The organism is Streptomyces sp. NPDC001889 (assembly GCF_053594535.1).
Window position 1 is genome coordinate 34213 of sequence record NZ_JBSFER010000032.1, and the last position, 25958, is coordinate 60170.

Here is a 25958-nt window from a genome sequence, read left to right on the forward strand (position 1 = left end):
GGCCGCTGGGAAGGCGATCCTCGTCCCACACTGGAGGTCCCGGTGACGACACGCGGCGTTCTGTACGTTCACTCCGCACCGCGCGCGCTCTGCCCGCATGTCGAATGGGCGGTGGGCGGCGTGCTCGGTGTGCGGGTCCAGCTCGACTGGATTCGCCAGCCCGCGTCGCCGGGCACCTGGAGAGCCGAGTTCTCCTGGCAGGCCCAGGCGGGCACGGCCTCGAAGCTCGCCTCCGCGCTGCGCGGCTGGCATCTGCTCCGCTTCGAGGTCACCGCCGAGCCCTGCGCCACGGCGGAGGGCGAGCGCTACAGCGCCACGCCCGAGCTGGGCATCTTCCACGCCGTCACCGGAATGCACGGCGACATCCTGATCCCCGAGGACCGGCTGCGGGCCGCCCTGCTCCGCTCCGCCCAGGGCGAGACCGACCTCGCGGCCGAGATCGCGAAGCTCCTCGGCAAGCCCTGGGACGACGAGCTGGAGCCCTTCCGGTACGCCGGTGAGGGCGCCCCGGTCCGCTGGCTCCACCAGGTCGTCTGAGCCGCCCGGGAGAGAGACCGGCGGCCACGGCCGGAGCCCGGGCAGGGCGGGGACCCCGGGCGCGGCGAAGGTCCCGGGCGCGGCCGAGACCCCGGGCACGGCGAAGGCCCGCACCCCCGAAGGAGTACGGGCCCTGTCCTCACCCGGCCGGCGTCATCCCGTCACCCGGCCGGTGTCCGCCGCCCGGCGGGCCGCAGGCCGTCAGACCGTGCGGAACGCCAGCACCACATTGTGGCCGCCGAAGCCGAACGAGTTGTTGATCGCCGCGATCGTGCCCTCGGGCAGCGCCCTGGGCTCGTCGCGGACGATGTCCGCGTCGACTTCCTCGTCCAGCTCGTCCACATTGATCGTCGGAGGCGCGGTGCGGTGGTACAGCGCCAGCACCGTCGCCACGGTCTCGATACCGCCCGCGCCACCCAGCAGATGACCGGTCATCGACTTCGTCGCCGAGACCGCCACATGGTCCAGATCGTCACCGAGCACCTGGCGCAGCGCCTTCACCTCGGCGACATCGCCCAGCGGCGTCGAGGTGGCGTGCGCGTTCAGATGGGCGATCTGGTCGGGCTTGAGGTCGGTGTTCTCCAGCAGGTTCCGCATCGCCGCGGCGATGCCCCGGCCCTCGGGCTCCGGCTGCGCGATGTGGTGGCTGTCCGCCGAGAGGCCCTGGCCCAGCACCTCGCAGTAGACCCGCGCGCCGCGCCTGGCCGCGTACTCGGCCGACTCCAGGACGACCACACCGGCGCCCTCGCCGAGCACAAAGCCGTTCCGTCCCTTGTCATAGGGGCGCGAGGCCTTCTCGGGCGCGTCATTGTCCTTCGACATCGCCATCATGTTGGCGAAGGCCGCCACCGGCAGCGGGTGGATCGCGGCCTCCGTACCACCGGCGATCACCACATCGGCGCGCCCGGTACGGATCATCTCCACCGCGTAGCCGATCGCCTCGGCACCCGAGGCGCACGCGGACACCATGGCGTGCACGCCCGCCCGGGCGTTCACCTCCAGGCCCACATTGGCGGAGGGGCTGTTCGGCATGAGCATGGGCACGGTGTGCGGGGAGACCCGCCGCGCGCCCTTCTCCTTCAGTACGTCGTACTGGTCCAGCAGCGTCGTCACACCACCGATGCCCGACGCGATCACCGAGCCGAGCCGCTCGGGGGCGATCCGCTCGTCGGTGCCGGCCGGACCGGTGAAGCCCGCGTCCGCCCACGCCTCACGGGCCGCGATCACCGCGAACTGCGCGGAGCGGTCCAGCTTGCGGGCCAGCGGACGGGGCAGCACATCGCCCGGCTCGACCGCCGCGCGGGCGGCGATCCGCACCGGGAGGTCGGCGAAGCGCTCATCGTCCAGGAGCTTCGCTCCGGAGCGCCCGGCGAGCATGCCCTCCCAGGTTGACGCGCTGTCGCCACCCAACGGTGTGGTTGCGCCGATACCGGTGACGACCACAATGCGATTGGTCGAGTCCACAGGAATTCATTCTCCACGTGTAGGGGGTGCTGAATGTGCACGACGCCACCGTGCGGGTGGCGACAAGCGCGCCTGAGGGTTCAGGCCGGAAACCCGGGACCGTTACTTCGCGGCCTGGTGCTTCGCGATGTACTCCGCGGCGTCGCCGACGGTCTTCAGGTTCTTGACGTCGTCGTCGGGGATCTTGACGTCGAAGCGCTCTTCGGCGGCGACGACGACCTCGACCATGGACAGCGAGTCGACATCCAGGTCATCGGTGAAGGACTTGTCCAGCTGGACGTCCTCGACCGGGATGCCGGCGATCTCGTTGACGATCTCCGCGAGACCGGAAACGATCTCTTCCTGCGTGGCGGCCATGTGGCGCTCCTTCGATTCTGTAACAGAGGTGTGGCGTCCGGATGATCCGGCAGCCGCTCCGGGGGAAACCGGCCCGGAGATCCGGTCGGGGAAACCGGCCCGGATGATCCGGTCGACTAGGGGAGAGTAACGACCGTTGCCGCGTAGACGAGACCCGCCCCGAAGCCGATGACGAGCGCCGTGTCGCCGCTCTTGGCCTGACCGGTCGCCAGAAGCCGCTCCATCGCGAGCGGAATCGAGGCGGCCGATGTGTTGCCGGTGGTCTCCACATCACGCGCGACCGTGACATGGTCCGGCAGTTTCAGCGTCTTCACCATCGAGTCGATGATCCGCATATTGGCCTGGTGCGGAATGAAGACATCCAGGTCGTCCGCGCTGATCCCGGCCGCGTCCAGCGCCTGCTGGGCGACCTTCGCCATCTCGAACACGGCCCAGCGGAAGACCGCCTGGCCCTCCTGCGTGATCGCCGGGAACTTCGCCGGCGAGCCGTCGCGGTACTCCGTCCAGGGCACGGTCTGGGTGATGGTCTCGGACTTGTCGCCCTCCGAACCCCACACCGTCGGTCCGATCATCGGCTCCTTCGCGGGGCCCACGACCACCGCGCCGGCGCCGTCACCGAAGAGGAAGGCCGTCGCCCGGTCCTCCGGATCGGTCAGATCGCTCAGCCGCTCCACACCGATGACCAGCACATACTCGGCCGAGCCATCGGTGACCATGCCCTTGGCGAGGGTCAGCGCGTAGCCGAAGCCCGCGCACCCCGCCGAGATGTCGAACGCCGCCGGCTTGTTCGCGCCGATCCTGTCGGCGATCTCCGTGGCGACCGCCGGGGTCTGCTTGAAGTGCGACACCGTGGAGACCACCACGGCACCGATCTGCTGCGGGGTCACCCCCGCGTCGGCGATGGCCTTGCCCGCGGCCTCCACGGACATCGCGCTCACGGTCTCCTCGTCGGAGGCCCAGTGACGGGTGGCGATGCCCGACCGGGAGCGAATCCACTCGTCGGAGGAGTCGATCGTTTCGAGGATCACCTCGTTCGGCACGACCCGGGTGGGCCGGTAGCCGCCCACACCCATGATCCGCGCGTGCGGAGCGCCCTTGCTGGGCTTGATCTTCGCCATCTTCGGCTCTCCTTGTCAGACCGCGTCGGCGCTTGCGTGCTCGGCGATGAGCTCACGGGCGGCGTCCAGATTGTCCGGGGTCTTCAGTGCCAGCGTCCTCACCCCGGGCAGCGCCCGCTTGGCGATCCCGGTGAGCGTGCCACCGGGGCAGACCTCCAGCATCGCGGTGACGCCCCGCGCCGTGAAGGTCTCCATGCAGAGGTCCCAGCGCACCGGGTTGGCCACCTGGCCCACCAGCCGCGCCACGATCTCGTCACCCGAGGTGACGACCGCGCCGTCCCGGTTGGAGACATAGGGCACCGCCGGGTCGCCCGGCGTCAGCTCGGCCGCCCGCGCCTCCAGCGCGGTGACCGCCGGCGCCATGTGGCGGGTGTGGAACGCCCCGGCCACCTTCAGCGCGATGACCCTGGCCTTCTCCGGCTTGTCCGCCGCCAGCGCGGCGAGCTGCTCCGCCGTGCCCGCGGCCACGATCTGACCCGCGCCGTTCACATTCGCGGCGGTCAGGCCCAGCCCTTCGAGATGCGCCACGACCGTGTCGTGGTCGCCCCCCAGGACCGCGGCCATGCCCGTCTCGCTCACGGCCGCCGCCTCCGCCATCGCCTGTCCGCGGGCGCGGACGAAGCCCAGCGCCGCGGCCTCGCTCAGCACTCCGGCGAACACGGCGGCCGTGATCTCGCCGACGCTGTGCCCCGCCACCGCGCCCGGGGAGACGTCGCCGAGCTGCGACGCGGCCAGCAGGCCGGCCGCGACCAGCAGCGGCTGCGCCACCGCGGTGTCGCGGATCTCGTCCGCGTCCGCCTTGGTGCCGTAGTGGGCGAGGTCGAGATCGATGGCGTCGGACCAGGCCGCGACGCGGTCGGCCGCGCCGGGGAGGTCGAGCCAGGGAGTCAGGAAGCCGGGCGTCTGAGCGCCTTGGCCGGGAGCGACGAGTACGAGCACTCTCACACTCTCTCTTGTCTACGGCCTAGGCCGCCCGTGGGGACAGGGACGAAGAACCGTCAGGGGAATTGTTGGTGTCCCACAAAAGTCTAGGACTGGGAATCCCCGTCGGCCAAGCGCCCGAGGATGAGGGCGATTCGCAGAGTGAAGGCGGAGCGTACATCGGAGGGTGACCATCCGGTGACGTCAGTCACACGTCGGAGCCGGTAGCGCACGGTGTTGGGGTGAACAAACAACATGCGGGCCGCGCCTTCGAGGCTGCTCGCCTGTTCCAGATAGACACTGAGGGTTTCCAGCAGCGCCGATCCGGCCTCCTCCAGCGGTCTGTAGATCTCCTCCACCAGCTGCTCCCGCGCCGCGGGGTCGGACGCGATGGCGCGCTCCGGCAGCAGATCGTCCGCGAGCACCGGGCGCGGGGCGTCCTGCCAGGCGGAACACGCCTTGAGACCGGCCGCGGCGGCCTGCGCCGAGCGGGTCGCGGCCAGCAGGTCCGGCACCACGGGACCCGCCACCACCGGGCCCGCCGCATACGGCCCGATCAGGGCCTTCGCGACCTGGAGCGGATTGTCGCTGCCGCCCGCGATGACGACGAGACGGTTGCCGAGCACCCCCGTCAGCACCTGGAGCTTGGCGTGCCGGGCGGCCCGGCGGATCGCCTCCACCGTCAGCTCGCTGTCACCGTCCGGAGCGGTGCCGAGGATCACCGACACATGGTCCGGTGAGTTCCAGCCCAGCGCGGCGGCCCGGGAGACCGCGCCCTCGTCCGCCTCCCCGGAGAGCACCGCGTTGACCACCAGCGACTCCAGCCGGGCGTCCCAGGCCCCCCGCGCCTCGGCGGCCTGGGCGTAGACCTGGGCGGTCGCGAAGGCGATCTCCCGGGCGTACACCAGCAGCGCCTCCCGGAGCACCGACTCGTCCCCGGGGGCCGCGACCTCCTCGATCGCCGTCTCCATGACCTCGATGGTGGTGCGCACCATCTCCACGGTCTGACGCAGCGTGATCGCCCGGGTCAGCTCGCGCGGCGCGGTGCCGAAGACATCGGTGGAGATCGCCTGCGGGGTGTCGGGACGCCGGAACCACTCGGTGAACGCGGCGATGCCGGCCTGGGCGACCAGACCGATCCACGAACGGTTCTCCGGTGGCATCGCCCGGTACCAGGGCAGCGTCTCGTCCATGCGCGCGATGGCGTTCGCGGCGAGCCGGCCGGATGACTGCTCCAGGCGGCGCAGGGTCGCGGAGTGCGGGTGGGCGTCGTTCGTTGCGGGTTCGGGCACGGGGACAAGAGTGCCTTATCCGGACGGCACCGATGGGTGCCGGGGTTCCCTGCCGGGGCGGGCGCCCGGCCCGGGGACCGGCGTACGGCCCGTGACCTGCCAGGGCTCCGCCGGTGCCACCCGTGTGCCCTACGGTGGGGGAGTGATTGACGTACGCCGCTCGGCGGACCGCTATCGGGGGGGCGAGCCGGACTCCGGCATCGACACCCGGCACTCGTTCTCCTTCGGGCCCCACTACGACCCGGACAACCTCCGCTTCGGCGCCCTCGTCGCCGTCAACGAGGAGCGTCTCGCCCCCGGCGCGGGCTTCGCCGAACACCCGCACAGCAACACCGAGATCGTCACCTGGGTCACCGAGGGCGAGCTGACCCACCGCGACTCGGCGGGCCACGCCACCGTGGTGCGCCCCGGCGACCTCCAGCGGCTCAGCGCGGCCTCCGGGGTGCGCCACGAGGAGCGCAACGACGGGCCCGGACCGCTGGTCTTCGTCCAGATGTGGCTGACGCCGCTGGAGCCCGGCGGTGACCCCTCGTACGAGGTGGTGCGCGGCCTCGACCCCGCGCGCCCCTACCCGCTGCCGGGGGCGGGCGCGCGGCTCCATGTCCGCGGTCCCCGGCCGGGGGAGCGGGTGGCGCTGCCGGCGGCGCCGGCCGTCCATCTGCACGTGGTGCGCGGCGCGGTGCGCCTCGACGGGGTGGAGCTGGCCCCCGGGGACACGGCGCGGATCACCGGCGGGCGGGCCCCGGAGCCGGTGGGCGCGGGGGCGGGCCCGGCGGAGGTGCTGATCTGGGAGCTGCCGGGGGTCTGAGGGCGGCGGGTCAGCGCAGTTCGGCGAGGACCGCGTCCGTGAACGGCGGCCAGGCCTCGATCGCCCACGGCCCGAAGGCGCGGTCCGTCAGCGCGACACAGGCCGCGCCCGCGTCCGGGTCGACCCACAGGAACGTCCCCGACTGGCCGAAGTGGCCGAAGGTGCGCGGCGAGGACGACGCCCCCGTCCAGTGCGGCGACTTGCCGTCCCGGAGTTCGAAGCCGAGGCCCCAGTCGTTCGGCCGCTGCCTGCCGTAGCCGGGCAGCAGCCCGTCGAGCCCGGGGAAGACGACGTGCGTCGCGGTGCGCAGCGTGCCGGGGTCCAGCAGCCGGGGCGCCTGGAGTTCGGCGGCGAAGCGCGCCAGGTCCGCGACGGTGGAGACGGCGTCCTTGGCGGCCGACCCCTCCAGCGCCGTCGCCGTCATCCCCAGCGGCTCCAGCACCGCCTGGTGCAGATAGCGGGCGAAGGGGATGTCCGTCGCCCCGGCGATATGGTCCGCGAGCGCCTCGAACCCCGCGTTGGAGTACACCCGGCGCTCGCCCGGGGCCGAGGTCGCCCGGTGCTCGTCATAGGCGAGACCGGAGGTGTGGGCGAGCAGATGACGGACCGTGGACCCCTCGGGCCCGGCCGGCTCGTCCAGCTCGACGGCGCCCTCCTCGTACGCGATGAGCGCCGCGTACGCCACCAGCGGCTTGGTCACCGAGGCGAGCGGGAAACGGTGCGCGAGGGGCCCGTGGGACCCGGCGACGGTGCCGTCCGCTCGTACGGCGGCGGCCGCCGCGGTCGGCACGGGCCAGTTCTCGATCATCGCCAGGCTCTGCATGCGTACGAGCCTAGAGCCTGCCCGCCGGGCGCTGCCGGGAGGGTGATCCGGAAGGGGCGGTCTCCAGGGTGAGCCGCATCGAGGGGTCGGGTACGGCGACGAAACCGAGCGACGCGTACAGCGCCACGGCGTCCGCTGAGGCCCGCAGCTCGACCTTGGCCGCCCCGCGCTCGCGGAACCACCCCAGCAGCCCCTCCATGCAGGCGCGGGAGTGCCCCCGGCGGCGCATGTCGGGGTCGGTGGCGACACTGAAGACATGGCCGTGGAGCCCCAGGGGGTTCCCGGGGCCCGGGAGCCGGTGGTCGATCATCCCGATGGCCCCCGACGCGAGCCCGCCGCCGGGCCGGCCGACGACGTACGCGGCCAGCCCCGAGGCGGGGTCGCCGAGCCGGGCGCGCAGATCGGCGATGCCGTGCCGCTGCCAGGAGATGTCCGGGTCCACCCCGGTGTGCGAGTCGAGCATGACCTTCCGCAGCCGTATCAGTTCGCCGGCGTCGGCCGGGGTGGCCCGGCGTGCGTGATCCATGGGCCGGAGGCCAGAGCACCGGGGGCGGGACCGGCGATCGGATTTCGCCGGGTGCGGCGGTTGCGCTTGCTTGGAGTGCACTCCAAGGTTTTAGCGTGGGCGGTATGACGCTGACCGAGAGCAGTACCCGTGCGTTTCCGCGTCCCGAGGGGCAGGACCGCTACACGATCAGCGAGGTCGCCGCCCACACCGGGCTCAGCGCGCACACCCTGCGCTGGTACGAGCGGATCGGGCTGATGCCCCATGTCGACCGGTCGCACACCGGACAGCGGCGCTTCACCAACCGCGACCTGGAGTGGCTGGCCTTCGTCTCCAAGCTGCGGCTGACCGGGATGCCGGTGGCGGACATGGTGCGCTTCGCCGAGCTGACCCGCGAGGGCTGGCACACGGCCGGGGCCCGGCGCGATCTGCTGGTGCGGACCAGGAGCGATGTGCTGAGCCGGATCGCGGAGCTGCGGGACACCCTCGCCGTGCTCGACTACAAGATCGAGGTTTACACCGAGGCCGTGCAGACGGCGCCGGAGAAGGAGGACGGATGGAACCGGTGAGCGAACATCCCATCGAGCGCGGACGGCTCGGCACCGACGGGCCTCTCGTCGGCGTGCAGGGGCTCGGCTGCATGGGCATGAGCGAGTTCTACGGGGATACGGACGAGCCGGCCGCCCGGGAGACGCTGGAGGTCGCCCTGGAGGCCGGGGTGACCCTCTTCGACACGGCGGACGCGTACGGGCGCGGGGCCAACGAGGAGTTCCTGGCGCCCTTTGTCGCGGCGCACCGCGACGAGATCACCCTCGCCACGAAGTTCGGGCTGCTGCGCGGTGACGACCCCGGCTACCGGGGCGTGAGCAACGATCCGGCCTATGTCCGCACGGCCGTGGAGCGCAGTCTGAAGCGGCTGGACACCGAGGTGATCGACCTCTACTACATGCACCGCAGGGACCCGGCGGTGCCGCTCGCCGAGTCGGTGGGCGCGATGGCGGAGCTGGTACGGCTGGGGCTGGTGCGCCACTTGGGCCTCAGCGAGGTCACCGGGGCGGAGCTGCGCGAGGCGCACGCCGTCCACCCGATCGCCGCGCTCCAGTCCGAGTGGTCGCTCTTCAGCCGGGACGTGGAGCGCAGCGCGGTGGGCGCGGCGGCGGAGCTGGGGGTGGCGGTGGTGCCGTACTCGCCGCTGGGGCGGGGGTTTCTGACGGGGGCGGTGACCGCGGGGACGCTCTCGGCCGGGGATTTCCGCGCCTCGATGCCGCGTTTCGCCGGGGAGAACGCCCGCGCGAACACGGCCCTGCTGGACCCGGTGCGCGAGGTCGCGGAGGAGCGCGGGGTGACGCTGGGCCAGGTGGCGCTGGCGTGGGTGCAGCAGCGCGCGGAGGTGCACGGGCTGACGGCGGTGGTGCCGATTCCGGGGACGCGGAGGGCGGAGAGGGTGCGGGAGAACACCGCGGCGACACGGTTGCGGCTGTCGCCGCGGGAGCTGGACCTGCTGGAGCCGATCGCCGACCGGGTGTCGGGTGAGCGCTACCCGGACATGTCGAACACCTCGACTCCCCGGGAGTAGCCGAGCCCGGGGGTGCGGTGCTCGCGCCGGGCATCTTCAGCCTCGCCGGCGTTTGAGGCGCGGGGGTTCGGGGGCCGGTCCCCGACCGGGGCCCGCGCGGTGCGGGGTGCCGGGCACCCGGGTCAGGGGTGGCCCGGGCGGATCAGGGCGGATTCGTAGGCGAAGATCACCGCCTGAGCCCGGTCCCGCAACCCCAACTTCCCCAGCACCCTCCCCACATGCGTCTTCACCGTCTGCTCAGCCACCACCAACTCCGCCGCGATCTCCTGATTCGACAACCCCCGCGCGATCAACCCCAGCACCTCCGTCTCCCGCGGCGTCAACCCCTTCAGCCGCAGCCCCGGATCTCCCCGGCGGCGGGCCGGGCGCTGGGCCGCGAAGTCCGCGATGAGGCGGCGCGTCACGGACGGCGCCAGCAGCGCGTCCCCCGCCGCCACCACCCGCACGGCGGAGATCAGATCCGCCGGCGGGGCGTCCTTGAGCAGAAACCCGGAGGCCCCCGCCCGCAGCGCCTCGTACACATAGTCGTCCACGTCGAAGGTGGTCAGCATCAGCACCTTCGGGATGTGCGCCACCCTCGGCTCCGGCGGCGGACCGAGCAGCGCGCGGGCCGCCGCCAGCCCGTCCATCTCCGGCATCCGGACATCCATCAGCACCACATCGGGGTGGACCGAGCGCGCCACCGCCACCCCCGCGCGCCCGTCCGCCGCCTCCCCCACCACATCGATGTCCGCCTGGGCGGAGAGCAGCGCGGCGAACCCCGCCCGCACCATGGCCTGGTCGTCGACGATGATCACACGGATGGTCATGGGAGATCCTCCGGGGTCGCGGGCGCCGCCAGCGGGAGACGCGCGGCCACCCGGAAACCACCGTCCGGGAGCGGACCGGTGTCCAGCGTGCCGCCGGTCAACCGTACGCGCTCACCCATCCCCACCAGCCCGTGCCCGGTCCCCGTGCTCTCCAGCCGCGCCCCCGGCGCGTCCGCCGGGCCATTGACGACCAGCACCGTCAGATCGGTCCCGTCGGAGGTCACCGACACCGCCGTCACCGCCCCCGGCGCGTGCCGCACCACATTCGACAGCGCCTCCTGCACGATCCGGTACGCCGACAGATCCACCGTCTGCGGCACCCGCGCCGGGTCCACCCCGAGCGACAGCTCCACCGGCACCCCCGCCCGTACCGTCGCCTCCACCATCTGCCGCACCCGCGCCAGACCCGGCTGGGGCGCCAGCTCCCCCTCCGCGCCGTCGCTGCGCAGCACCGTCAGCAGCCGCCGCATCTCCGTCAGCGACTCCCGCGCTCCCGCCGCGATCACCTCGAACTCCCCCCGCGCCGCCTGCGGCAGCCCCTCGATCCGGTAGGGCGCCGAGTCCGCCTGCACGGTGATCACCGACATGTGGTGGGCGACCACATCGTGCAGTTCGCGCGCGATCCGGGCGCGCTCCTCCAGCAGGGTGCGCCGGGCGCGCTCCGTCTCGCTGACGGTCTTCTCCGCCGCCAGCCCCCGCTGCGCGTCCCGCCGCTCCCGCAGCGCGCCCGTCACCAGCAGCACCACCCCGCTCAGCACGAACAGCAGCACATGGATGCCGTCGCTGAGGCGCTGCGAGACCAGCTCGAAGACCACCCCGGCCGCACCGGTCGCCAGCCAGATCGCCAGCAGGGTCCGGCGCGGCTCCCGCAGCCCGGTGAAGACCATCAGGATCAGATAGCCGGTGATCCCCACCGGGGTCCACGGCCAGCTGTCCCCCGCCGTCCCGTCGGCGCCCAGCAGCGCCAGCGCGCCCAGCGCGTTGGCGGTGAAGGCGATCCACCACGCCTCCAGCGGCCGGGTCACCGCCAGCAGCAGCGGTGCGGCGGAACCGGTGCTCACCAGGGTGGCGAGCCCGCCGTGCAGTTCATAGGCGTGGGTCAACACATGGACGCCGACCGGCAGCAGGATGGCGGCGGCGACGGCGGCCACGGCGTACGGCAGCCGCCGCAGCCACCGCCGGGGCGAGGCGGACAGCAGCGGGGCGGTGGACTCGGAGGGCGTGGTCAGCCCGGCGGCGAGCAGCCGGAGCTGGAGCCGGGCGGCGCGCGGCAGGGAGACCCGCGGGGGCCCGGTCGGGGGCGAGGACGGGGGTGCGTCGGTCATGGCCCGTTCAGCCTAGGGAGCCCGGCCGCCGGGGGCGTCATACCGGGGAGCCGACCGGCTGTCATACCGGGGTACGACACCGGGACCCGCTGCCCCCTGCCCCTGCACCCGGGCAGCCGGGACGCCCCGCGCCCCGAACACCCCCGCCCCCCTCCACTCGGCCCCCCGCCCCCCCGCTCTCACAGCTCCGCGAGCAGCTCCGCCTTCTTCGAGCTGAACTCGTCGTCCGTCACCAGGCCCGCCTGGTGCAGCTCCCCGAGGTGGCGTATCCGGTCCGCGATGTCCGCCGGGTCCCGGCGGCCCGTCCGCAGGGCCAGCGCCGGCGCCCGGGCCGACTTCTGCACGGACTCCAGCACCGCGGCGGCGAACGGCAGCGACTCGTGCACCGGCCCGTTCCGCAGCCCGAACACCACCGCCGCCGGGTCCTTGTCGGCCTGCGCCGGACGGTCCGGCTCGGCGCGCGGAAGCAGCCGCAGACAGCCGTCCGGCGCCTCCGGCGAACGCCACTCCACCCCGGTCAGCTCGCTCACCGGGAAGCTCTGGTCACCCGCCTTCCACTTGGCCGACGAAGCGCCCGTCCACGACCAGCGGAAAGCGACCTGCTTCCCGTCGAAGGAGGCTCTGCCGTCGTACGCCTTGAAGTGCAGCGGCGCGCTCGGCGCGGCCACCGCGTACCGGTCCGCGGGCTGGTCCGCGTCCAGGGGCAGCGCGGCGCGCAGTTCGTCCGCGTAGTACTCCGCCAGGGTCTCCCGGTCGGCCGGCACCACCAGCCGGTAGGGGTCGCACTCTTCCTTCAGCTGCCCGGCCGCCGCCTCCATCAGCGGATCGGCTCCGGGTCTGGGCGCCGCGCGCAGCACCGTTGTGCCCCGTTTGCCCGGGGAGAGTGTCACCGACGCCAACGCCTCGTGGGGGATGCGGCGTTCGCGGAGCGCCTGAAACAGCTTCGGCGTGCGGTGTCCCCGTTCAAAACGGATGAGCACGGAGTCGGACTCGAACTCCCATATGGCTTGAATTCCCGCCAGTACATCACCCATGCACCTCATCGTAGGCGCCAGTCGCCCGCGCGTCGCCCCTCAGTTTCCCTCGCTCTGAACGAAGTTCTACGCGCGTCAGGCCGCCGCTTCGCCGTAAATATCACTGCGGCAGGAGTCGTCCTCGCTCGCACAGCTCACGCCGTCGTACGCCCCTACCCCTATTTCGGCGAAGTTGACCACACTCTCCGTTCCAGGCTCGAAATAGCCGCTGTGGCCGATAGCGCCCGCCGCCGACATCACCCGCGCCCCGAACTCGGGCGCCACCGGGTCCTCGCCGTGGCCGAGCCCGCCGACCTCCACGTGCGGGACGGCCTCGATCCAGTCGTCGCCGTCGCGCATCGCCCAGACCCGGGCCCTGGCCTCCAGTTCCGAGACATGCGCGGCGCGCATCCCGGGGCTGCCCGCCACCGCGATATCGGTCACCCGGGCCGGCAGCCGGCGCGCGGCCACCCCGCACACCACGGAGCCGTAACTATGACAGAACAGGGCAACTTTCGACTTTCCCGGCAGGGTCTCGGTGAGAGCCGCCAGCCGCAGCGCGCCCCCGTGCGCGAGCCGTCCGGTCGCGGAGTCCATACCGACACCGACGGGTGCCGTGTAGTCGGCCCAGGCGATGACGGCGGTACGGGTGCGGGGGGAGGCGGTCCGCTCGGCGGCGTACAGCGACTGGGCCATGCCGGCCGGGGCGGTGTACCGGCCCGTGGTCCGTTCGAAGGTGAGCAGCTGGGTGTCGACCCCGGGGACGATCACCGAGACCCGCTCGGCCCGGTCGAGATCGCCCAGCACCTCGGCGACCCGGCCGCGGCCGGACGGGTCGAAGGAGAGGATCTGGCGCCCCCGGGCCATCAGCGTCTCGAAGCGGTGTATGCGGAGCCCGGCGTGGTGGCGCCCGTCCGGGCTGAGGCCCGCGCTCCGCGCGTGGGCGCGCTCCAGCTTGAGCGAGCGGGCGAGCGCGGTGCGGTTGGCGCGGTAGCGCAGGGCGACCGGCGCGCCGTTGAGATTCCCGACGACCAGCGGGAAGCGGTCCGCGAGCCGGGCGCGCTGCGAGGCGGAGAGCGAGGCGAAGAACGCCGCGAGCCGCTTCGGGGCCTCCTGGGCGCCGGGGAGCACCCTGCCGCCGAGCCGTGCCGTGGTCCAGCCGCTCAGATCGGCCGCGAGGAGATCGCGCGGGCCGCCCTGGTGCCGGACGGTGGTCCAGCCGGTGGTCGCCAGCATGAGGAACACCACGGCCAGCGCGAGCAGTGCCCGCCAGAAGGCGAGGGTGGGGGAGGAATCGAAGGAAGTCACTGCGGAACACCCTAGGAGAACGGCGTGAGGGTTCGCCGGGACCGTGAGGGAGATCACGTGTTCAAGGGTGACGGTTGGGGAAGGGCCCTGACATCCGAGGGTCCGCCGGGGCCGCGCGGCCTCAGCCCCCGGCGCGCCGGGGCGTCCGCCAGTCCTCCGCCAGGGCCGGGCGCAGGCTGTCCAGATAGGTCGCCGTCAGATCCCGCAGCGTCCGCGGGCTCCAGTCGCCCCCCAGGCTCCACAGCCGCCCGGCCACCCGCATCATCCCGCTGACCGCCGCCACCGTGGCCCGCGGGCGCGGGTCGCGGTCCACGTCCAGGCCCTCGCGCTCGGCGACCAGCCGGGCGATCGACTCCTCCAGCTCCACCGAGCGGCGCAGATGGGCGGCGATCAGCGCGGGCGTCGACTCGATCACCAGATAGCTGCGCATGTGCAGCTCGACCGGGACCGTCTCGCCGATCACCTCCTCAAGGGTGTCCCAGCCCTCCAGCACCGCGTTGCGCATCGCCTCGAAGGGGCCCTCCTCGGGCGGGCGGCGGCTCAGCGCCGTCTGGAAGTGCGACTCGACCTGCGACTGAATGGCGAAGGCGACCTCCTCCTTGCTGGCGAAGTACCGGAAGAAGGTGCGCTGCGAGACCTCGACGGCGTCGGCGATCTCGTCCACCGTCGTCCGCTCGTACCCCTGCGCGATGAACAGCTCCAGCGCGGCCCGGACGAGACCGTCGCGGGTGAGCCGCTTCTTCCGCTCGCGCAGTCCGCACGCCCCGGCCCTCGACTCCACCGTCACCCGACTCTCACTCATCGCTGGTCGCGACCCCGTGATCGGGGCCGTCGCCGCAGCTCAGCGTACCTATGACCAAGGTGACAGTTACCGACTACTGAATCGAATTGTCAACTGTCAGTCGCTGTCACTAATCTGACCGGCATGACTAGTCAGACCACCGTCGACAAGGCCGCGCCGATGAATCCAGGGGATTCTCCGTCCGCCCCGGCCAAGGGGCTCCGCGGCCACCCCTGGCTGACCCTCTTCGCCGTGGCCATCGGCGTGATGATGGTCGCGCTGGACGGCACCATCGTCGCCATCGCCAACCCGGCGATCGCCGACGACCTCAACGCCACCTTCGCCGATGTCCAGTGGATAACCAACGGCTACTTCCTCGCGCTCGCGGTGAGCCTGATCACCGCGGGCAAGCTCGGTGACCGCTTCGGTCATCGCCAGACCTTCCTCATCGGCATCGTCGGATTCGCCGCCGCCTCCGCCGCCATCGGCTTCTCCGGCAGCATCGCGATGGTGGTCGTCTTCCGGGTGGCACAGGGCCTCTTCGGCGCCCTGCTGATGCCCGCCGCGCTCGGTCTGCTGCGCGCCACCTTCCCCGCCGAGAAGCTGAACATGGCGATCGGCATCTGGGGCATGGTCATCGGCGCCTCCACCGCGGGCGGCCCGATCGTCGGTGGCCTGCTGGTCGAGCATGTCAGCTGGCAGTCCGTCTTCTTCATCAATGTCCCGGTCGGCGTCCTCGCGCTCGTCCTCGGCCTGGTGATCCTCAAGGACCACCGCGCGGCGAACGCGCCCAGGTCCTTCGACATCCCCGGCATCGTGCTGCTCTCCGCCGCCATGTTCTGCATCGTCTGGGCGCTCATCAAGGCGCCGGAGCCGACATGGGGCTGGGGTGGCGGAAAGACCTGGGGCTTCATCGCCGCCTCCCTTGTCTGTTTCGCGCTCTTCGCGTTCTGGGAGAGCCGGGTCGCCGAGCCGCTCATCCCGCTGAAGCTCTTCCGCTCCGTGCCGCTCTCGGCCGGTGTGGTGCTGATGGTGCTGATGGCCATCGCCTTCATGGGCGGCCTGTTCTTCGTCACCTTCTACCTCCAGAACGTGCACGGCCTCAGCCCGGTGGACGCCGGGCTCCACCTCCTCCCGCTCACCGGAATGATGATCGTCGGCTCCCCGCTGGCCGGCGCGGTGATCACCAAGACGGGGCCGCGGATTCCGCTGGCCGGCGGCATGGTGCTCACCGCGCTCGCCATGTTCGGGATGTCCACCCTCACCAAGGACACCGGCAGCCTGGCCATGTCCCTCTGGTTCGCCCTCCTCGGCCTCGGCCTGGCGCCGGTCATGGTGGGTGCCACCGAGGTGATCGTGGGCAACGCGCCCATGGAGCTGTCCGGGGTCGCCGGCGGCCTCCAGCAGGCGGCCATGCAGATCGGCGGCAGCCTCGGCACCGCGGTCCTCGGCGCGGTCATGGCCTCCCGGGTCGACCGCGACCTCGCGGGCAACTGGGCCGACGCCCAGCTTCCGCCGCTCACCGGGGAACAGCTCGACCAGGCGTCCAAGGCCGTCGAGATGGGTGTCCCCCCGGTCGGCGAGGGCACTCCGCCCGAGATCGCCGCGAAGATCGGCGATGTCGCCCATGACACCTTCCTGGCGGGGATGGGCCAGGCGAGCCTGGTCGCGGCCGGGGTGGCCGTGGTCGCGGTCTTCGTCGCCCTGCTGACCAGGCGCGGTGAGAACGCCCAGGCGGGCGCGGGCGCGGCCCATATCTGAGCCCTCCCCGGGGCCTCGTACCCAACAGCCCCACCGGGCCCGCCCGGTGGGGCTGTTCCGCAGCCGGACGGAGCGGTGGATGACGCCGCCGGCCCCGGCCCGCCCGGCCGCGCTGTCCCCTGGGAGGGTGATCCTGCCCGGGAATCCTTCCGCCGGCTCCCGGCGCACGCCACAGTGCGCTCAACCGATCCTCATACCGCTGCGCGTCAGCCGAGTGTCAAGGGAGCCGACCTCCGTGCGCCTGCCCATCGCCGCCTCCGTACTCGTCCTCGCGGCCCTGCTGCCGCCGGCCACCGCCACCGCAACCGCCGCGCCCCCGCCGGGCGAGTGCCCCGCCGGTGCGCTCTGTCTCTGGCAGCGGGAGGACTTCCAGGGCTCGCGCGGGACGTTCGAGCTGTACGAGACCGGGACCGACAGCTGTGTCCCGCTGCCCGCCGGGCGCCCGGCCCGCTCCCTCGCCAACCGCGCCGGGCGGCCGGTCACCACCTACCAGTCCGCCGAGTGCGACGAGACCGGCGAGTTCGAGACCTACCCGGGCTCCGGGACCTGGGCGCCGCGCTCGCCCCATCTCGTCAGGGCGTTCAAGCTCTGGGAGAGCTGACCGCGCGCGGACGCCACAGGGGGCGGCACCCGGCCGGGTGCCGCCCCCTGTTCCGTACGGCGTGCTACGCGTCCCCGCCCTCCGGGCCCGGGTCCGCCGCCTTCACATCGAGCAGCTGGTACCGGTCCACCGCCTGCTTCAGCGCCGAGCGGTCCACCTTCCCGTCGCGCGCCAGCTCCGTCAGCACACCCAGCACGATCGACTCCGCGTCGATGTGGAAGTACCGGCGGGCCGCGCCGCGCGTGTCGGCGAAGCCGAAGCCGTCCGCGCCCAGGGAGGCGTACCGCCCCGGCACCCAGCGCGAGATCTGGTCCGGAACCGAGCGCATCCAGTCCGAGACCGCCACGAACGGGCCCTCGGAGCCGGTCAGCTTGCGGGTGACATACGGCTCCCGCTGCTCCTCCTCGGGGTGCAGCAGATTGAACTGCTCCACCTCGACGGCCTCGCGGCGCAGCTCGTTCCAGGAGGTCGCCGACCAGACATCGGCCCGTACGTCCCACTCGTCGGCGAGAATCCGCTGGGCCTCGACCGCCCACGGCACCGCGACGCCGGAGGCCATGATCTGCGCGGGGATGGCACCGCCGGTCCCCGGGCGGAAGCGGTGGATGCCCTGGAGGATGCCCTCCACATCCACGTCCTCCGGCTCGGCCGGGTGCTGGATGGGCTCGTTGTAGACGGTCAGGTAGTAGAAGATGTCCTCGGCGTTCTCGCCGTACATCCGCCGCAGACCGTCCCTGACGATATGCGCGATCTCGAAGCCGTACGCCGGGTCGTAGGCCACACAGCCCGGGTTGGTGGAGGCCAGGAGCTGCGAGTGGCCGTCCGCGTGCTGGAGGCCCTCACCGGTCAGCGTCGTCCGGCCCGCCGTCGCGCCGAGCACGAAGCCGCGCGCGAGCTGGTCGGCCATCTGCCAGAACTGGTCGCCGGTCCGCTGGAAGCCGAACATCGAGTAGAAGACGTAGACCGGGATCAGCGGCTCGCCATGGGTGGCGTACGCCGAGCCCGCGGCGATCAGCGAGGCCGTGCACCCCGCCTCGGAGATGCCGTCGTGCAGCATCTGGCCGGTCGGCGACTCCTTGTAGGCGAGCAGCAGTTCGCGGTCGACCGACTCGTACTGCTGGCCCAGCGGGTTGTAGATCTTCGCACTCGGGAAGAAGGAGTCCATGCCGAAGGTGCGGTACTCGTCCGGCGCGATCAGCACGAACCGCTTGCCGATCTCCTTGTCCCGCATCAGATCCTTCAGCAGCCGGACGAACGCCATGGTGGTGGCGATCGACTGCTGGCCCGACCCCTTGCGCACCGCCGCGTAGGTCTTCTCCTCCGGCAGCGGCAGCGGCTTGGCCCGCACGACCCGGGTCGGCACATAGCCGCCCAGCGCCTCCCGGCGGTCGTGCATGTACTGGATCTCCTCCGAGTCGCGGCCCGGGTGGTAGTACGGCGGAGCCCCGCCCTCCAGCCGGGCGTCCGTGATCGGGATGTGCAGCCGGTCCCGGAAGCCCTTGAGGTCGTCGACCGTCAGCTTCTTCATCTGGTGGGTCGCGTTGCGGCCCTCGAAGTTCGGCCCCAGGGTCCAGCCCTTGACGGTCTGGGCGAGGATCACCGTCGGCTGGCCCCGGTGCTCCTTGGCCGCCGCGAACGCCGCGAACACCTTGCGGTGGTCGTGGCCGCCGCGCCCCAGATGCAGGATCTGCTCGTCGGTCATGTTCCCGACCATGGCGCGCAGCCGCTGGTCGCCGCCGAAGAAGTGCTCACGGATGTACGCGCCGGTCTCGGTGGCGTACGTCTGGAACTGGCCGTCCGGGGTGGTGTTCAACTTGTTCACCAGCAGGCCGTCGCGGTCCTGGGCCAGCAGCGGGTCCCAGGAGCGGTCCCAGACCAGCTTGATCACATTCCAGCCGGCCCCGCGGAACTGCGACTCCAGCTCCTGGATGATCTTGCCGTTGCCGCGGACCGGACCGTCCAGCCGCTGGAGGTTGCAGTTGACGACGAAGGTCAGATTGTCCAGGCCCTCGCGGGCGGCGATGGAGAGCTGGCCGAGCGACTCGGGCTCGTCCATCTCGCCGTCGCCGAGGAACGCCCAGACGTGCGAGGCGGAGGTGTCGGCGATGCCCCGCGCCTGCATATAGCGGTTCATCCGGGCCTGGTAGATCGCGCCGAGGGGGCCGAGGCCCATCGAGACGGTCGGGAACTCCCAGAAGTCCGGCATCAGCCGGGGGTGCGGATAGCTGGAGAGGCCGTTCGGAGCCTTGGACTTCTCCTGGCGGAAGGCGTCGAGCTGGGCCTCGCTGAGCCGGTCGAGCAGGAAGGCACGGGCGTAGATCCCGGGCGAGGCATGGCCCTGGAAGAAGATCTGGTCCCCGCCGTCGCCCCGGTCCTTGCCCCGGAAGAAGTGGTTGAAGCCGACGTCGTAGAGGGAGGCCGAGGAGGCGAAGGTGGCGATGTGGCCGCCGACCCCGATCCCCGGGCGCTGGGCCCGCGAGACCATCACCGCCGCGTTCCAGCGGGTGGCGTTGAGGACCTTCCGCTCGATCTCCTCGTTGCCCGGGAAGAACGGCTCGTCCTTGGTGGCGATGGTGTTGACGTAGTCCGTGCTGCGCATCTCCGGCACGGCCACCCGCTTCTCGCGGGCCCGCTCGATGAGCCGGAGCATCAGATAGCGGGCGCGCTCCCGGCCCCGCTCGTCGACGGCGGCGTCGAGTGAGTCCAGCCACTCCTGGGTCTCTTCGGGATCGAAGTCCGGGACCTGGCTGGGAAGGCCGCCAATGATGATCGGGTTGCGGTCTGATCCGGAAGCCACGCTATTCCTTCGCTGCTCGGGAGAGTTCCGCGGGAGGGGTCCGATGGGGAGTTCCCGCGGGAGTTGTCGGGCGGTGCCGCACCGCCTCCATCGTGTACCCCGGGGAGGGAAACGTCATCTCTACCGAGGGGTAACCCGTGATCCCGCTGACATCCTGACCGGTCCCCGCCGACGGGGCGGGTCAAATCGCAACCTTACGCCCAACCCGGTAAAGCGTTCCGTTTGGGTGTTCGGTTCCGATGGGGGCGGCGAGTGGACGTAAAGTGGCAAACAAGTCCGAATGGTGTGGCAGATTGCCCAGGTCGTGGCGGAACGTGTCTGGAGTTGCGTCGAGACGGGCGCAAACGTCACCGTTTCGGCGGTCTGGACGGCCGGGTACTTGCGCGATCCGCCCCATCCGTGTGGACTACGGCCAACGCCACGCGTACGCGCGAGGCCGCAGCATCTACCGAACATGATCAGGAGGCAAGCCGTGAGCGCGACCGCGGACCACGCGGAGGAGCGGACCAACCCAGCAGCGAGGCTGGGGTTCGAGCCCGGACAGGTGGTCCAGGAGATCGGCTACGACGACGACGCCGACCAGGATCTCCGCGAAGGCATCGAGTCCGTGACCGGCCAGGACCTCGTGGACGAGGACTATGACGACGTCGCCGACGCCGTTGTCGTCTGGTTCCGCGACGAGGACGGGGATCTGACAGACGCACTGGTGGACGCCATCGGTCTCCTTGAGGACGGCGGCGTGGTCTGGCTGCTGACTCCGAAGACCGGCCGGGACGGCTACGTCGAGCCCAGCGACATCAGCGAGGCCGCCCAGACGGCCGGACTCTCTCAGACGAAGAGCATCAGCGTGGCCAAGGACTGGGCCGGCAGCAGGCTGGTGGCCCCCAAGCGCTGAGCAGTCACAGAGAGTGAGTCCTGGGCCCTGAGTCCGGACATGAGTTCGACGCCCCTTCCGGTCGCTGCCGGAGGGGGCCTCGGCATTCCCCGCCGCCGGCCCGCGCTTCCCCCTCCCGCCCGGGAGCCCGTGCCCGGTCCGCCGGGCGCCCGGCCCTCCCGGTACCCGGTCCGGCCCGTGCCCGGGAGCCCGCCCCGCCCCCGGTCCGGCCCGCCCCCGGGTCCGCCCGCCCCGCCCCCGTCCCGCGCGGGACGGGAGGGGACCCTAGGGTGGACACCCTCACCCGAACGGTCTCAGTGTCTCAGCGAAGGGATTCACACGTCATGGCGATCGAGGTCGGCACCAAGGCCCCCGCGTTCGAACTGAAGGACAACCACGGGCGCACGGTGAGCCTCTCCGGGTTCCGCGGCGAGAAGAACGTGGTTCTCCTCTTCTACCCCTTCGCCTTCACCGGCGTGTGCACCGGCGAGCTGTGCGCTCTCCGCGACGAGCTGCCGAAGTTCGTCAACGACGACACCCAGCTCCTCGCCGTCTCCAACGACTCCATCCACACCCTGCGCGTCTTCGCCGAGCAGGAGGGGCTGGAGTACCCGCTGCTCTCGGATTTCTGGCCGCACGGCGAGACCTCGCGGGCGTACGGCGTTTTCGACGAGGAGAAGGGGTGCGCGGTCCGCGGCACCTTCGTCATCGACAAGGAGGGCGTGGTCCGCTGGAGCGTCGTCAACGCGCTCCCCGACGCCCGCGACCTGAACGAGTACGTCAAGGCGCTGGAAACCCTCTGAGCCCGCGCCCGGGGCCGACCCCGGGCGGGTCCCGACCCCGGGCGGTCCCGGGGCCGGGTTCCCGGCGGCCGGCGGCACCGGGAGGCCACTCGCGCGAAAGCCTGTTTCGCGCGGGAACCGGTCACTAGGATCGGTCCGATCCATTCGTTGATCCGAACACGAACGCACGACGGGGGCGCTGCCCCCGTACACCACTGGAGGGACCCGTGGGAGTCAGCCTCAGCAAGGGCGGCAATGTCTCGCTGTCCAAGGCCGCGCCCGGTTTGACCGCTGTTGTCGTGGGTCTGGGCTGGGATGTCCGCACCACCACCGGTACGGACTTCGACCTGGACGCCAGCGCTCTGCTGACCAACGGCGAGGGCAAGGTCACCAACGACGGCAACTTCGTCTTCTTCAACAACCTCACGAGCGCCGACGGCTCCGTCGAGCACACCGGTGACAACCTCACCGGTGAGGGCGAGGGCGACGACGAGCAGATCAAGGTCAACCTCGCGGGTGTGCCCGCCGATGTCGACAAGATCGTCTTCCCGGTCTCGATCTATGAGGCCGAGGCCCGTCAGCAGTCCTTCGGCCAGGTCCGCAACGCGTTCATCCGCGTGGTCAACCAGGCCGACAACAACGAACTCGCCCGCTACGACCTGAGCGAGGACGCCTCGACCGAGACCGCCATGGTCTTCGGCGAGCTGTACCGCAACGGCGCGGAGTGGAAGTTCCGCGCCATCGGCCAGGGGTACGCCTCGGGCCTGCGCGGCATCGCCCAGGACTTCGGCGTCAACGTCTGAGCCCTGCCGACCGCACCACCCCCGGCGCCGCCTTCGCATCGAACGCGGCGCCGGGGCACACCCGCACCACCTCTGTCGCTGGGGAGGACCAGATCATGGGCGTCACGCTCGCCAAGGGAGGCAATGTCTCCCTCTCCAAGGCCGCACCGAACCTCACTCAGGTGCTGATCGGGCTCGGCTGGGATGTCCGCACCACCACCGGAGCCGATTTCGACCTCGACGCGAGCGCGCTGCTCTGCGGCGGCGGCCGGGTCCTCGGCGATGAGTACTTCGTCTTCTACAACAACCTCACGAGCCCCGAGGGCTCCGTCGAGCACACCGGCGACAATCTCACGGGCGCGGGGGACGGCGACGACGAGTCGCTGCTGGTCCGTCTCGCGGAGGTGCCGGCCGGTGTCGACAAGATCATCTTCCCGGTCTCCATCCATGACGCCGACCGCCGTGGACAGGCATTCGGCCAGGTCAGCAATGCTTTTATCCGAGTGGTCAATCAGGCGGACGGCCAGGAACTGGCGCGCTACGACCTGAGCGAGGACGCCTCCACCGAGACCGCGATGATCTTCGGCGAGCTGTACCGCTACCACGGCGAGTGGAAATTCCGCGCGGTCGGCCAGGGGTACGCGTCGGGCCTGCGGGGCATCGCCCTAGACTTCGGAGTAAATGTTTCATAATTCCGCGCACAGAGCGGGGGATCTTCCCGTCCCTGGCGCGGGGGAGTGCCTTCCTCCGGCTCTGCCCGGGAGGGTCCCCATGGAAACGATTGGGTGCCAGTGGTTCTGAAAACCTTCGGCTGGTCCTTCGCGGTCACCGCGCTCGGGCTGGTCGCGGCCGTGTTCTACGGCGGGTGGACCGCGTTCGGGATCGTCGCGATCCTGTCCATCCTCGAAATCTCGCTGTCCTTCGACAATGCGGTCGTCAACGCCGGAATCCTGAAGAAGATGAATGCCTTCTGGCAGAAAATCTTCCTCACGATCGGCATCCTCATCGCCGTATTCGGTATGCGGCTGGTCTTCCCCGTCGTCATTGTGGCCGTCAGTGCGCAGATCGGCCCCATCGAGGCCGTTGAACTGGCTCTCAACGACAAGGACAAATACCAGGAACTGGTCACCGACGCCCATCCGTCCATCGCCGCCTTCGGCGGCATGTTCCTGCTCATGATCTTCCTGGACTTCATTTTCGCGGACCGGGAGATCAAGTGGCTCGGCTGGCTGGAGCGTCCCCTCGCCAAGCTCGGCAAGGTCGACATGCTCTCGGTCTGCATCGCCCTGATCATTCTGATGGGCAGCGCCATGACCTTCGCCAAGAGCGCCCACCAGCACGGCGGCGGACATGCCGACAAGGCCGAGACGGTGCTGCTGTCCGGTGTCGCCGGTCTGATCACCTATCTCGTCGTCGGCGGGCTCTCGGGCTTCTTCGAGAAGAAACTCGAGGAAGAGGAGGAGCGCGAGCACGAGCAGGAGGAGAAGGCCAGGGCGAGCGGCAAGAAGGTTTCGGCCGTCGCCATCGGCGGCAAGGCCGCCTTCTTCATGTTCCTCTACCTCGAAGTCCTGGACGCCTCTTTCTCCTTCGACGGTGTCATCGGCGCCTTCGCCGTCACCAACGACATCGTGCTCATGGCCCTGGGTCTCGGTATCGGCGCGATGTACGTCCGTTCCCTCACCGTCTATCTGGTCCGCCAGGGCACCCTCGACGAGTACGTCTACCTGGAGCACGGCGCCCACTACGCGATCGGCGCGCTCGCGGTCATCCTGCTCGTCACCATCCAGTACGAAATCCCCGAGATCATCACCGGCTCGATCGGCGTCCTGCTGATCGGTGCCTCCTTCTGGTCCTCGGTCCGGCGCAACCGCTCCCTCGCGGGCCAGGGGAAAGCCCTGGGCGAAAAGGCTGAGCCACACTGAGACCCCGGGGTGTGACCGGGCACCCAATGAGGGAACGCTCTGAGCGGGGCGGCGGCGAGGCACCGGCCTCGGGCCGCCCCGCGGAGCGCGGGGCGGCGGGGACCGACGAGAGGACTGGGGGCGGGGCATGGCCTTCTGGGACAGCCTGTGGCAGGGCAGATCGGCGCAGTTCGACACGGGCAGCGCCGGGAACTCCATCGCACTGACGCGGCGCCGCCCGTCCGTGTCGCTGAGCAAGCAGGGGGCGGCCACCGGGCATCTGCGCGTCAACCTCTCCTGGCGGATGCGCACCTCGGACATCGGGCGCAGGTCCCGGCAGAGCGGTCAGCTGCTGCGGCACCCCCTCAAGCTCTTCAAGCCCGAGGTGGTGCAGGCCCACACCCAGGGCATGGTCAATGTCGACCTCGACCTGGGCTGTCTCTATGAGCTGGCCGACGGCACCAAGGGCGTCGTCCAGCCGCTCGGCGACTTCCTCGGCTCCACCAACGAGGCGCCGTATGTCCGCCTCAGCGGCGATGACCGGTTCGGCTCCGGCTCCGGCGAGACGATCTACGTCAATCTCGATCATCACGCCGAGATCAAGCGGCTGCTCTTCTTCGTCTACATCTACGACCAGACGCCGGCCTTCGACCGCACCCACGCGCTGGTGACGCTCTACCCGAGCAGCGGCCCCCGGGTGGAGATAGAGCTGGACGAACAGGCCCCCCAGGCCCGCTCCTGCGCGGTCTTCTCGCTGGAGAACGTCAAGGGCGACCTGGTGGTGCGCCGCGAGGTCAAGTTCGTCTACGGCTTCCAGGCGGAGCTGGACCGACTCTATGGCTGGGGCCTCCAGTGGGGCCGCGGTTACAAGACCCGGGCCTAGCGGGCTCCGGGCTCTCAGGGGCGGATGAACTGAGGGCCCATCGGCGGCAGCCGGAACTCGGGATCGGGCGCGGAGACGGCGGCGGGCTGCGGATAGCCGTACCCCGTACGGCCCTGTCTCGAGGACGGCTGGGGGTAGCCGTAGGCGGGGCGGTCCGGTGCCTGCCGTGCGCCGGGCGCTCCCGGCGCGGTGTGCGGATAGCCGTACGAGACCGGGGGCGCGGGTGCCGTGCCCGGCTCCGCCTCCGCCTCCGGGCTGTTCTCGTCCACGGAGATACCGAAATCGGTGGCCAGCCCCACCAGACCGGTGGGATAGCCCTGCCCCACCGCCCGGAACTTCCACCGGTCCCCGCGCCGGTACAACTCCCCGCAGATGATCGCGGTCTCCTCGCCGGTCTCCGCCCGCACATCGAAGACCGCCAGCGGCTCCCCGTCGCCGCGCGCGGCGTCATAGATCAGAATCCGCAGGTCGCGCACGTTCCGGAAGGTGTCGCCGTCGGAGGAGGCGGCCAGCACCACCTGGTCGACGGAGCCGTCGAGCGCGGCGAGGTCGGCCTCGACCGCGTCCGTCAGCTCCTCGCCGACCTGTTTCTTCGACAGCCGCCGCACCAGCCCCGAGGGGTGCCGGGGCTGGTTGTAGAAGACGAAGTCCTCGTCCGAGCGCACACGGGCATCGGGGCCGAGCAGCAGGGCCGAGGCATCCACATCGGGGAGGCCGGCACCCGGGGTCCAGCGCAGCACGGCGCGTACCGCGGTCGCGTGGAGGGGGACGTTCGAGCCCTTCATCATCGTGTGCGTCATGCCCGTCATCCTGCCTGCTCGGGGGCGGCCCGGACAACGCGTCACGGTGCCCCGGGCCGGTTGCCCCGCTCCCAGGACGGTATGGGACATTTAAACCACATCAGGGTGTTACGCGGAGTTCATGGGCTCCGGGAACTCAT

The 25958-nt window shown here is 71.2% G+C and carries 26 protein-coding genes; 12 read left to right on the forward strand and 14 right to left on the reverse strand.

The window, feature by feature from the left end; all coding sequences use genetic code 11:
• Positions 1-42: 42 nt before the first annotated feature.
• Entirely contained in the window at positions 43-537 is a 495-nt protein-coding gene (locus tag ACWCRA_RS31150; protein WP_351548562.1) for a DUF3145 domain-containing protein, read from the forward strand.
• A gap of 201 nt (positions 538-738) precedes the next feature.
• Here ACWCRA_RS31150 and fabF read toward each other — a convergent pair whose 3' ends face one another.
• From fabF to ACWCRA_RS31175, 5 genes are all read right to left on the reverse strand, one after another.
• Positions 739-2001, reverse strand: coding sequence for a beta-ketoacyl-ACP synthase II (gene fabF, locus ACWCRA_RS31155; RefSeq protein ID WP_351548565.1), 1263 nt, complete (start codon positions 1999-2001; stop codon positions 739-741).
• Between the two features lie 102 nt (positions 2002-2103).
• Positions 2104-2358 carry an acyl carrier protein gene (locus tag ACWCRA_RS31160; RefSeq protein ID WP_351548566.1) on the reverse strand — a complete coding sequence of 85 codons (255 nt, stop codon included), beginning with the start codon at positions 2356-2358 and terminating at the stop codon, positions 2104-2106.
• A 116-nt stretch (positions 2359-2474) separates the two neighbouring features.
• Positions 2475-3476 (reverse strand): ketoacyl-ACP synthase III, encoded by a 1002-nt coding sequence (locus ACWCRA_RS31165; protein WP_351548568.1) that lies wholly within the window; start codon positions 3474-3476, stop codon positions 2475-2477.
• Between the two features lie 15 nt (positions 3477-3491).
• Positions 3492-4421 carry an ACP S-malonyltransferase gene (locus ACWCRA_RS31170; protein ID WP_351548571.1) on the reverse strand — a complete coding sequence of 310 codons (930 nt, stop codon included), beginning with the start codon at positions 4419-4421 and terminating at the stop codon, positions 3492-3494.
• An 83-nt stretch (positions 4422-4504) separates the two neighbouring features.
• The gene (locus ACWCRA_RS31175; protein ID WP_351548574.1) at positions 4505-5689 is read right to left on the reverse strand and encodes a PucR family transcriptional regulator; all 1185 of its coding nucleotides are present in this window, start codon (positions 5687-5689) and stop codon (positions 4505-4507) included.
• A gap of 142 nt (positions 5690-5831) precedes the next feature.
• On the opposite strand from ACWCRA_RS31175, the gene ACWCRA_RS31180 reads away from it, so the two are divergent.
• Entirely contained in the window at positions 5832-6497 is a 666-nt protein-coding gene (locus ACWCRA_RS31180) for a pirin family protein (RefSeq protein ID WP_351548577.1), read from the forward strand.
• A gap of 10 nt (positions 6498-6507) precedes the next feature.
• Here the strand turns inward: ACWCRA_RS31180 and ACWCRA_RS31185 are convergent, their stop codons facing one another.
• Positions 6508-7320, reverse strand: a complete 813-nt coding sequence (locus ACWCRA_RS31185) for a serine hydrolase domain-containing protein (protein WP_351548580.1) — start codon at positions 7318-7320, stop codon at positions 6508-6510.
• A 10-nt stretch (positions 7321-7330) separates the two neighbouring features.
• The gene (locus tag ACWCRA_RS31190; RefSeq protein ID WP_451069160.1) at positions 7331-7846 is read right to left on the reverse strand and encodes a GNAT family N-acetyltransferase; all 516 of its coding nucleotides are present in this window, start codon (positions 7844-7846) and stop codon (positions 7331-7333) included.
• A 104-nt stretch (positions 7847-7950) separates the two neighbouring features.
• Here ACWCRA_RS31190 and ACWCRA_RS31195 point away from each other — a divergent pair, with 104 nt between their 5' ends.
• Together ACWCRA_RS31195 and ACWCRA_RS31200 are read left to right on the forward strand one after the other, a co-directional pair.
• A complete protein-coding gene (locus ACWCRA_RS31195) occupies positions 7951-8394 on the forward strand; it encodes a MerR family transcriptional regulator (protein ID WP_351548586.1) in 444 nt (147 codons plus the stop codon).
• Positions 8382-9401: an aldo/keto reductase gene (locus tag ACWCRA_RS31200; protein WP_451069161.1), complete on the forward strand. Its 1020-nt coding sequence runs from the start codon at positions 8382-8384 to the stop codon at positions 9399-9401. The genes ACWCRA_RS31195 and ACWCRA_RS31200 overlap by 13 nt, the downstream gene beginning before the upstream one ends.
• A gap of 122 nt (positions 9402-9523) precedes the next feature.
• On the opposite strand, the gene ACWCRA_RS31205 is transcribed toward ACWCRA_RS31200, so the two are convergent.
• From ACWCRA_RS31205 to ACWCRA_RS31225, 5 genes are all read right to left on the reverse strand, one after another.
• Positions 9524-10210, reverse strand: coding sequence for a response regulator transcription factor (locus ACWCRA_RS31205; protein ID WP_351548592.1), 687 nt, complete (start codon positions 10208-10210; stop codon positions 9524-9526).
• Positions 10207-11535 carry a sensor histidine kinase gene (locus ACWCRA_RS31210; RefSeq protein ID WP_351548595.1) on the reverse strand — a complete coding sequence of 443 codons (1329 nt, stop codon included), beginning with the start codon at positions 11533-11535 and terminating at the stop codon, positions 10207-10209. The genes ACWCRA_RS31205 and ACWCRA_RS31210 overlap by 4 nt, the downstream gene beginning before the upstream one ends.
• A 179-nt stretch (positions 11536-11714) precedes the next feature.
• On the reverse strand, positions 11715-12569 hold the full coding sequence (locus tag ACWCRA_RS31215; RefSeq protein WP_351548598.1) for a DUF4429 domain-containing protein: 855 nt from the start codon (positions 12567-12569) through the stop codon (positions 11715-11717).
• A gap of 75 nt (positions 12570-12644) precedes the next feature.
• Positions 12645-13856 carry an alpha/beta hydrolase gene (locus ACWCRA_RS31220; RefSeq protein ID WP_351548601.1) on the reverse strand — a complete coding sequence of 404 codons (1212 nt, stop codon included), beginning with the start codon at positions 13854-13856 and terminating at the stop codon, positions 12645-12647.
• A 121-nt stretch (positions 13857-13977) separates the two neighbouring features.
• Positions 13978-14658 (reverse strand): TetR family transcriptional regulator, encoded by a 681-nt coding sequence (locus ACWCRA_RS31225; protein ID WP_351548604.1) that lies wholly within the window; start codon positions 14656-14658, stop codon positions 13978-13980.
• Between the two features lie 123 nt (positions 14659-14781).
• Here ACWCRA_RS31225 and ACWCRA_RS31230 point away from each other — a divergent pair, with 123 nt between their 5' ends.
• The gene (locus ACWCRA_RS31230; protein WP_351548607.1) at positions 14782-16398 is read left to right on the forward strand and encodes an MFS transporter; all 1617 of its coding nucleotides are present in this window, start codon (positions 14782-14784) and stop codon (positions 16396-16398) included.
• A 235-nt stretch (positions 16399-16633) separates the two neighbouring features.
• Positions 16634-16999, forward strand: coding sequence for a peptidase inhibitor family I36 protein (locus ACWCRA_RS31235; protein WP_451069162.1), 366 nt, complete (start codon positions 16634-16636; stop codon positions 16997-16999).
• A 64-nt stretch (positions 17000-17063) separates the two neighbouring features.
• Here ACWCRA_RS31235 and aceE read toward each other — a convergent pair whose 3' ends face one another.
• Positions 17064-19796: a pyruvate dehydrogenase (acetyl-transferring), homodimeric type gene (aceE, locus tag ACWCRA_RS31240; RefSeq protein WP_451069163.1), complete on the reverse strand. Its 2733-nt coding sequence runs from the start codon at positions 19794-19796 to the stop codon at positions 17064-17066.
• Between the two features lie 472 nt (positions 19797-20268).
• On the opposite strand from aceE, the gene ACWCRA_RS31245 reads away from it, so the two are divergent.
• The 6 genes from ACWCRA_RS31245 (at position 20269) to ACWCRA_RS31270 (ending at position 25018) form a co-directional block, all read left to right on the forward strand.
• A complete protein-coding gene (locus ACWCRA_RS31245) occupies positions 20269-20691 on the forward strand; it encodes a DUF3052 domain-containing protein (RefSeq protein ID WP_351548616.1) in 423 nt (140 codons plus the stop codon).
• 323 nt (positions 20692-21014) lie between these two features.
• Positions 21015-21473 (forward strand): peroxiredoxin, encoded by a 459-nt coding sequence (locus tag ACWCRA_RS31250; RefSeq protein ID WP_351548619.1) that lies wholly within the window; start codon positions 21015-21017, stop codon positions 21471-21473.
• A gap of 206 nt (positions 21474-21679) precedes the next feature.
• On the forward strand, positions 21680-22255 hold the full coding sequence (locus ACWCRA_RS31255) for a TerD family protein (protein WP_351548621.1): 576 nt from the start codon (positions 21680-21682) through the stop codon (positions 22253-22255).
• 95 nt (positions 22256-22350) lie between these two features.
• Entirely contained in the window at positions 22351-22926 is a 576-nt protein-coding gene (locus ACWCRA_RS31260; protein WP_451069164.1) for a TerD family protein, read from the forward strand.
• 99 nt (positions 22927-23025) lie between these two features.
• Positions 23026-24156, forward strand: coding sequence for a DUF475 domain-containing protein (locus ACWCRA_RS31265; protein WP_351548676.1), 1131 nt, complete (start codon positions 23026-23028; stop codon positions 24154-24156).
• Between the two features lie 127 nt (positions 24157-24283).
• Entirely contained in the window at positions 24284-25018 is a 735-nt protein-coding gene (locus ACWCRA_RS31270) for a TerD family protein (protein WP_351548627.1), read from the forward strand.
• A gap of 14 nt (positions 25019-25032) precedes the next feature.
• Here the strand turns inward: ACWCRA_RS31270 and ACWCRA_RS31275 are convergent, their stop codons facing one another.
• The gene (locus ACWCRA_RS31275; protein ID WP_451069165.1) at positions 25033-25818 is read right to left on the reverse strand and encodes a TerD family protein; all 786 of its coding nucleotides are present in this window, start codon (positions 25816-25818) and stop codon (positions 25033-25035) included.
• Positions 25819-25958 lie beyond the last annotated feature (140 nt).